Origin of the sequence: Streptomyces sp. NPDC057486 (genome assembly GCF_042802415.1) — a bacterium.
GTDB classification, from domain to species: domain Bacteria; phylum Actinomycetota; class Actinomycetes; order Streptomycetales; family Streptomycetaceae; genus Streptomyces; species Streptomyces yanii.
Genome location: NZ_JBHVEE010000005.1, coordinates 124,025 through 131,467 on the forward strand (window position 1 = coordinate 124,025; position 7,443 = coordinate 131,467).

The window sequence follows — 7,443 nt, forward strand, 5'->3', positions numbered from 1 at the left end:
AGGGCTTCCCCCAGGCCTTCAGGGCTGTTCCCGTCCCGCGGAGGACGTATGACCCGTATCTCATGGAAGTGTTCACGATCGGCACCCGGCTGACCCGGGTGACCCGCGAGATGACGCACCGCGATCCGGACACGGCACCGGCCGCCGTTGCGACGGCCGTCCCCGAGCGGAGCGACGGCACCCGGCAGGGCGAGACGCCGGGTGCCGTCCTCGACACAGGGGGGCGACGCACCACCGCACGGGGAACCGCGGCCGTCGTGCTCCCCGACGGCCGGGAGCGCGGCCACCCCGCGCTGCTCGCGGATCGGATGCGGTGGCTGCACCGGTCGGCACACCGGGTGGTGCGGTCCAACCCGCGCCGGGCCGCACCGGGTTCCGAACCACGGGCAGCGGTCATGGCAGCAGCGCTGCCCGGCGTGGACGCGTTCGTCGACGAATACGGCCTGCAGGCCCTGGAGCAGTCGGCGGCCGTCGTCGGTGGAGCCGCACCGGCAGGCGGTGAGTGCCATGCGTGAGATCCTCCCGGCGCTGAGCCGCTGGTACGCCTGCGGTGAACCGTTCGGACTTGCGACGGTCGTCGCGGTCACCCGCAGCGCGCCCCGCGGCCCCGGGGCGGCGATGGCGGTGGGGCCCGGAGACGAAGTCGTGGGCAGCGTCTCCGGCGGCTGCGTCGAAGGCGCCGTCTTCGACCTGGCCAAGGAGGTCGTGGAGACCGGACGGGCACAGCTCCACACCTTCGGATACAGCGACGAGGACGCCTTCGCCGTCGGGCTGACCTGCGGAGGCGAGATCACCCTCCTGGTACGTCCCGTGTCGGCCGTCACCGACCCCGCGTTCGGCGAGGTCGCCGCATCGGTCGCCGCACACCGTCCGGTGGTGGTCGCGACCGTGACCGACGGCCCCGCCCCGCGCGGCGCCGCGCTCGCCGTATGGCCGGACACGGTGTCCGGCTCCCTGGGCACCAGCGGCCTCGACGTCGCCGTCACCGCCGACGCCCGGGGCGAACTGGCCCAAGGGGCAACGGGCCTGCGCCACTACGGACCGCGCGGCGAGCGCCGCGAGGACGACGTCACCGTGTTCCTGCAGTCGTTCGCGCCGCCGCCGCGCATGCTGGTCTTCGGTGCGATCGACTTCGCCGCCGCCGTGGCCCGCATCGGCGCGTTCCTCGGCTATCGGGTCACGGTGTGCGACGCCCGCCCGGCCTTCGCCGATGCCCGCCGCTTCCCGGCCGGGGCGGAGGTGGTCGTCGACTGGCCGCACCGCTACCTGCGCGGCACCGACACCGACGAGCGGACCGTGATGTGCGTACTCACCCACGATCCGAAATTCGACGTCCCGCTGCTGGAGGTGGCCCTGCGCTCCCCGGCCGCGTACATCGGCGTGATGGGGAGCCGCCGCACCCATGAGGACCGTCTGGCCCGGCTGCGCGAGACCGGACTCGGCGAGGCGGAGCTCGCGAGACTGCGCTCGCCCATCGGCCTCGACCTCGGCGCCCGTACCCCCGAGGAGGTGGCCGTCTCGATCGCCGCGGAGATCGTCGCGCTTCGCTGGGGTGGTACCGGCGCCCCTCTGGCGGACACGGCCGGGGCGATCCACCGGCCGCGACCGAAGGCCGTGTGAGGAGGAGACCATGCAGCTGCACAACTCATTCACCGTTCCGGTACCGGTCGACGAGGCGTGGCGGGCGCTGCTCGACATCGAGCGGGTCTCGCACTGCATGCCCGGCGCCATCGTGGAGGACTTCGACGGCGAGACCATCAAGGGCTCCGCCGAGGTGCGGGTGGGGCCGATCACCGTGACCTACCGCGGCACGGCGACCTTCCTGGAGACGGACGAACCGGAGCACCTGATCGTGCTGGCCGCCAAGGGCAAGGAAGTGCGGGGCCAGGGCATGGCCGCGGCCGCCGTCACCGGGACCCTCGTCGAGCGCGGCGGCGGCACGACCGTCACGGTCGACACCGACCTGACGATCACCGGACGGCCCGCCCGGTTCGGCCGCCGAGTGATGAGCGACGTCAGCGACGAGCTCGTCGGGCAGTTCGCCGGGTGCCTCTCCGCCCAGCTGTCGGAGGCGGCAGCGGCCGCGTGTGGACCCGCAGCGCAGAACGGCGCCGCGGAACCGGCTGGGCGCGGGCCCGTCCCGTGGACCGGCGCCGCGGAGCCCGAACCCGCGGCGCCGCCCGTGGGCGGCGGCACAGGCGCATACGAGGCGGAGCCGGTCGATCTGATGCGCAGGGCGGGTGCGCCGGTGGCCGAACGCGCGGCGGCGGTCCTCGGCGCGGCCGCCCTTGCCGCGCTGGTCGTGCTCCTCCTGCGCGCGATCTGCCGCCGGCGGGGCGGCCGGACCGTCGGGGTCCCGATCGGTTCTCAGCCGACGTAGGTGATGTCCGAGGGGGAGTGGATGCGGTTGCTGCCATCCGCTCCGGTACCGATCCTGGTGGGCTCGCCGCTCATCACCCTTGTACTCGGTGCGGATGTCGATATCGGCGTCGCCGGCCGCTCGGACCGTAGCGTTGCCCCTGCCAGAGATCGATCCGTGCGATTCCGGGGTGGGATGACGCCATGTGCTGGAGTGCCACCGCCGATCTCGTGGCCGGTACGGGCATCGCCGCGATCGGAGCGGCCTGCGTCGCGCGCACCCGCCGGACCCGTGATCTGCCGCTCGCCGCACTGCCGTTGCTCCTCGGAACCCATCAGATCATTGAGTCGATCGTCTGGCGCTCCGGTGGCGGCACGGGCCCCGCCACCGTGGTCTGGGCCGTCATCGCCCTGCCGCTGTTGGCGTTGTGGGTGCCGCTCGGTGTGCTGTGCGCCGCGCCGCCGGATGCCCGGCGCCGACTCCTGATCCCGCTCACGGTGGGCGCCGTGACCGCCGCCTCCCTCGCGTCCGGTCTGGCCACCCGCCCCGTGACCGCAGAGATCCGCGGCCACACCCTCGGCTATGTCCTCGACCTTCCCCACTCCGAACTGCTGGTCGTGGGTTACCTCGTGGCCACGGTCGGCTCTCTGCTGCTCTCCGGCGACCGGCTGCTCCGGCTGCTCGGCGTCCTCGTCGCCGTCGGGGCCGGGGTGTGCGCGGAGCTGTGGCGGCTGGAGTACGTCTCGACCTGGTGCGCGTTCGCGGCGGTGTGTTCGGTCGTCCTCCTCGCCCGGGCGCGACGCCGGCCGCCTGCGGACCCACGGACACCGGCGCAGAACTGCTGAGGTTCACTCCACCGACGGGGCCGGCAGTCCGATGGGATTGGGGAACGGCAGCACCTTGGCCTCCAGTACCCGTCGGGTCGGCAACTCCAGTGCGGCGAGGAGTGTATCCACGGTGGTGTCGTCGAGCGTGCGCAGCAGCCGGGCGGCCAACCGGTCGGTGGCGTCCTCGATCAGAGCCCGCTCCTCATGGCCGCGCGGCGTGGCGGCCCCGTCCGCGTCGACGAGTCCGCGCGCACGCAGCCGCTCCTGGGCCGCAGCCCACTCCTCCTCGCTCCAGCCCCGGTCGAGCCGGATCCCGTCGCGGGGGACCCGGTCGGTCGCGGCGGCGAGAACGAGGGCCTCCGGAGCGTCCAGATCATGATCGGCGAGCACGGCTATATGGGCGTCTCCCCGGAACTCCCGCACAGATGTGCTGAGTTGCCACAGCCTCTCCACCGGGTCGTCCCGGTCGCAGAGCGGGCGGTTGGCGGCGAACAGGGGCCGGGCCATCAGGGGCGCGTCCTCCACCATGGCCGCCAACGGCGGGCAGAGCTCACCGGCTCGGTCCTCGATGCCGGGGATCACCCTGCGCAGTGCCTCGGCGGCCCGCTGGGCGCGCATGTCCGTCATCGCCCCGGGAGCGACGATCTGCCACGCCGCGGGCAGTGCCCGCGCCACCATCCCGGGGGCGAAGACGCCGAGTGCGGCGGCGGCCGTACCCGGGTCGACCCGCCCCATCGGGGCGGTGCGCGCGGCGAAATACCCCATCCAGAACCCCTTCAGGCCAAGGGACTTGCCCATGGCGCGGCACTGCGCGTCGAAATACGTGACCGCATGGAGGGGTTCGGTTCGTAGCCACAGGGTGCGGGATCTCGACTTCATGCACACCAAGCTAACGCGCGCCGAAGTGCCGCTCCACGATCGCCGTGGTGTCGGTGCCGCGCGGCAGGATGCCGTACTGGTGACCGCGGTCCGCGCCGAGGCGTGCGGCGACGAACGCCTCGGCCATGGGCGCCGGAGCATGCCGCAGCATCAGCGAGGACTGCAGGGCGAGAGCCATGCCCTCGACCGTCGCCCGCGCACGGAGCTCCGCGGCGAGCGGATCGCGCAGATCCGCGACCAGCTCCTGACGCACCCGCAGCACATGCGCGTCCAGCACGGCACTGGCCCCGGCCGTGGTCTCCAGCTCGGCCCAGAAGGCATCCAGGGACTGTGGGGTCCTGGCGATACCACGCAGCACATCGAGCGCGATCACATTGCCGGAGCCCTCCCACACCGCCATCACCGGCTGCTCGCGGTAGCGCCGGGCGAGCGGCCAGTCCTCGGTGTAGCCATTGCCGCCCAGACACTCCAGGGCCTCGTAAGCGTGGTGCGGACCGCGCTTGCAGATCCAGTACTTGGACACCGCGGTGGCCAGTCGGCGGAACATCGTCTCGGACTCGCTGCTGCCGGTCTCGTAGGCCCGGGCGAGGCGAAGCGAGGTCCAGGTCGCCGCCTCCGTCTCCAGGGCCAGGTCGGCGAGGACCGCTGTCATGGCGGGCTGCTCGACCAGCCTGGCACCGAAGGCGCTGCGGTGCTGCGCGTGCCAGATCGCCTCGGACACCGACTGGCGCATGCCCGCGGTGGTGCCGAGAACACAGTCCAGACGGGTGTGGTTGACCATTTCGATGATGGTGGGAACGCCACGACCGGGCTCGCCGACCCGCACCGCCCAGGTTCCGTCGAACTCCACCTCGGACGACGCGTTCGACTTGTTGCCGAGCTTGTTCTTCAGCCGCTGGATACGGACGGTGTTACGGGTGCCGTCGGCCAGCACACGCGGTACGAGGAAGCAGGTCAGCCCGGCCGGGGCCTGGGCCAGAACGAGGAAGGCGTCCGACTGCGGGGCCGAGAAGAACCACTTGTGGCCGGTCAGCAGGTGGGTCCGGCCGTCGGGGTCGGAGACAACCGGAACCGCGCGGGTGGTGTTGGCGCGAACGTCGGATCCCCCCTGCTTCTCCGTCATGCCCATGCCGAACGTCAGCCCCGACTTGCTGCCCGGAGCGATCAGCCGCGGGTCGTACGAGCGGCTGAGCAGGCCCGGGAGCCAGTCACGGCCCACCTCGCCGTCGCGCTGCAGGACGGGGACCACGGCGTGCGACATCGACATCGGGCAGGCGTGACCCGGCTCGATCTGGGCGAACAGCATGAACGACGCCGCCCGCGCGACCGCGGCACCCGGCTTCGGATCGGCCCAGGCCGCGGTGTGCGTGCCGTAGCCCACGGCCGCGCCGATGACCTCGTGGTACGCGGGGTGGAACTCGACTTCGTCGACGCGATGGCCGTACCGGTCGTGGGTGCGGAGCACGGGAGGTGAGGTGTGCGCGAGCTCCGCGTTCCTCTGGAAGGGTTCCGAGCCGACCAGGCTGCCGATCTCATGGAGCTCCGGCTCGTGCCAGGCCGCGCCGAATGCCCGTACCGCTTCGGCGAGCGGTGGATTGGTGCCGTACTCGTCCAGGCCGGTCCGGGGCGGCACCTGATTGGTGACCTCGTGGGTGGGGTGCGATGCGGGAGCCCCCGACCGGAGGCCGGTGGGGTGGGCGGTGACGGTCATGGCGGCGGTCCTGTCTGACGTCGGCGGTAGGAGTTTCGGCCGGGAGGCTGCTCTGCTGGTACGGCGGTGCGGTCAGGTGCCGCCCGCTCCCACCGCTCTCAGGCACAGTGTGGCGATCTCCGCCACGACCGGCTCCGGGTCGGTGCGTTCCCCCACCGGGGAGAGCGGACCGAGCAGCGCCTCACTGATCGCCCCGATCACCGCGGCGGCCGCGAGCCGGACGTTCTGCACGGGCAGCTCGCCGGCCTCGATCCCCGCGGCGATGATCATCTCGGCGAGGGTGTGGTAGCCGCGGCGATAGGTCAGCCGCTCCGCCTCGACCAGCGGATCGACCGGCTCGGCAAGCAGCGCCCAGGCCGTGCGGGGTGCTCGCAGCGCGCGGAACGCGAAGACCTCGACCAGGGTGCGCAACTGCTCCGCCGCCCCTCTTGTGGCGCCCACGGCCTGCTGCACCGCGGTGAGTTCATGACCGGCGACATGACGGAAGACCGCGGCGAGCAGCTCCTGCTTGGAGGCGAAGTGGTTGTAGACGCTGCCGGTGGCGACTCCGGCCCGCTCGGCGAGCGCGGAGATGCTGGCCGCGGCGTATCCGCCCTCGGACAGCAGTTGCCGCGCGGCGTCCAGCAGCCGCTGGCGATGCGCGAGCCGGGTCGCCTCGGTACGGGCGGTGGGGCGGTAGGCCATGATGATCTGAACCTCGATTCATAACTTCAGGTCCCACTGAACCACCGCCGCGCCGGCCGCGCAATGATCGGCGGCCGCCGGCGGGGAGGTAGAACCCTCTTTCCCCTTCCTCCGAGTAGCAGAAAGCCCGTTCGAGGTCGGGTGGGCGACGGCTGTTACAGAAATCCGCGCCTTTCTCGCAAGGGTGAGCTGTGGTGTACACGGGTTGACGTGGTGCGCGCCGTGCCGGGTGTGCCGGTATCGAACGGGTGGGTGCAGCGGTCAGCGATTGACGGGTACCCGGGTAGTTGAATGCGTGCCCAATGCATGCGTGTGTGACGGAAATGTCTGCATTTCGTAACACGCATCGAGGCTAATGCCATAAATCGGGCTATCGGGCCAAAGTGTGCGCTCTCGGCTTCACGTCGGGATCGATCAACGCTCGGACCACACGGTCCGGGCCTGCACCTGAGGGGTTTTCATGTCCCGTTCCGCATGGCGGTTCACTGCTACCGTCATTGCTGCCGGCGCGTTGGTGGGCGCCGCCGCTCTCCCGGCCGCCGCCGACGACAACGACCGTGGTTATGGCCGGCCGAGCTCGTATTCCGGCGCCGTCCTGGGCGAGATCCAGTACGACAGCCCCGGATCCGACAACGGCACCAACCGCAGCCTTGACCGCGACTACAAGGACCGCGACTACAAGGACCGCGACTACAAGGACCGCGACTACAAGGACCGCGATCGCAAGGACCGCGACCGCATGGACCGCGATCACAAGGACCGCGACCGCATGGACCGCGATCACAAGGACCGCGATCACAAGGACCGCGATCACAAGGACCGCGACCACAAGAACCGCGACCACGCCGGTTGGGGCCACAAGGATCGCGATCACAAGAACTGCGATCGCAAGGACCGCGACCACAAGAACCGCGACCACGCCGGTTGGGGCCACAAGGATCGCGATCACAAGAACTGCGATCGCAAGGACCGCGACCACAAGA

The 7,443-nt window shown here is 71.4% G+C and carries 8 protein-coding genes; 5 read left to right on the plus strand and 3 right to left on the minus strand.

Translation table 11 applies throughout. The features are described from left to right. Positions 1–62 precede the first annotated feature (62 nt). The 4 genes from ACFU6I_RS04815 to ACFU6I_RS04830 all read left to right on the plus strand — a co-directional run bounded on the left by ACFU6I_RS04815 (position 63) and on the right by ACFU6I_RS04830 (position 3,204). On the plus strand, positions 63–515 hold the full coding sequence (locus ACFU6I_RS04815; protein ID WP_384361565.1) for a VWA domain-containing protein: 453 nt from the start codon (positions 63–65) through the stop codon (positions 513–515). Beyond that, positions 508–1,620, plus strand: coding sequence for an XdhC family protein (locus ACFU6I_RS04820; RefSeq protein ID WP_384361568.1), 1,113 nt, complete (start codon positions 508–510; stop codon positions 1,618–1,620). Before ACFU6I_RS04815 ends, ACFU6I_RS04820 begins: the two co-directional genes overlap by 8 nt. Positions 1,621–1,630: 10 nt before the next feature. Beyond that, a complete protein-coding gene (locus tag ACFU6I_RS04825; protein ID WP_384361571.1) occupies positions 1,631–2,380 on the plus strand; it encodes an SRPBCC family protein in 750 nt (249 codons plus the stop codon). Between the two features lie 182 nt (positions 2,381–2,562). Further along, positions 2,563–3,204, plus strand: coding sequence for a DUF6629 family protein (locus ACFU6I_RS04830; protein WP_384361573.1), 642 nt, complete (start codon positions 2,563–2,565; stop codon positions 3,202–3,204). A gap of 3 nt (positions 3,205–3,207) precedes the next feature. On the opposite strand, the gene ACFU6I_RS04835 is transcribed toward ACFU6I_RS04830, so the two are convergent. From ACFU6I_RS04835 to ACFU6I_RS04845, 3 genes are all read right to left on the minus strand, one after another. Further along, on the minus strand, positions 3,208–4,065 hold the full coding sequence (locus tag ACFU6I_RS04835; RefSeq protein ID WP_384361576.1) for a hypothetical protein: 858 nt from the start codon (positions 4,063–4,065) through the stop codon (positions 3,208–3,210). 10 nt (positions 4,066–4,075) lie between these two features. Beyond that, positions 4,076–5,776 (minus strand): acyl-CoA dehydrogenase family protein, encoded by a 1,701-nt coding sequence (locus ACFU6I_RS04840; RefSeq protein ID WP_384361578.1) that lies wholly within the window; start codon positions 5,774–5,776, stop codon positions 4,076–4,078. Positions 5,777–5,848: 72 nt separating this feature from the next. Next, on the minus strand, positions 5,849–6,460 hold the full coding sequence (locus ACFU6I_RS04845) for a TetR/AcrR family transcriptional regulator (protein WP_384361581.1): 612 nt from the start codon (positions 6,458–6,460) through the stop codon (positions 5,849–5,851). A 460-nt stretch (positions 6,461–6,920) separates the two neighbouring features. Between ACFU6I_RS04845 and ACFU6I_RS04850 the strand changes: the two genes are divergently transcribed. Beyond that, the coding region (locus tag ACFU6I_RS04850; RefSeq protein ID WP_384361583.1) for a hypothetical protein at positions 6,921–7,443 on the plus strand (523 nt) is incomplete at its 3' end.

Coding starts and splice junctions, on each gene's coding strand:
- ACFU6I_RS04815 (WP_384361565.1), top strand. CDS start 63: ATGGAAGTGTTCACGATCGGCACCCGGCTGACCCGGGTGACCCGCGAG.
- ACFU6I_RS04835 (WP_384361576.1), bottom strand. CDS start 4,065: ATGAAGTCGAGATCCCGCACCCTGTGGCTACGAACCGAACCCCTCCAT.
- ACFU6I_RS04830 (WP_384361573.1), top strand. CDS start 2,563: ATGTGCTGGAGTGCCACCGCCGATCTCGTGGCCGGTACGGGCATCGCC.
- ACFU6I_RS04840 (WP_384361578.1), bottom strand. CDS start 5,776: ATGACCGTCACCGCCCACCCCACCGGCCTCCGGTCGGGGGCTCCCGCA.
- ACFU6I_RS04845 (WP_384361581.1), bottom strand. CDS start 6,460: ATGGCCTACCGCCCCACCGCCCGTACCGAGGCGACCCGGCTCGCGCAT.
- ACFU6I_RS04820 (WP_384361568.1), top strand. CDS start 508: ATGCGTGAGATCCTCCCGGCGCTGAGCCGCTGGTACGCCTGCGGTGAA.
- ACFU6I_RS04825 (WP_384361571.1), top strand. CDS start 1,631: ATGCAGCTGCACAACTCATTCACCGTTCCGGTACCGGTCGACGAGGCG.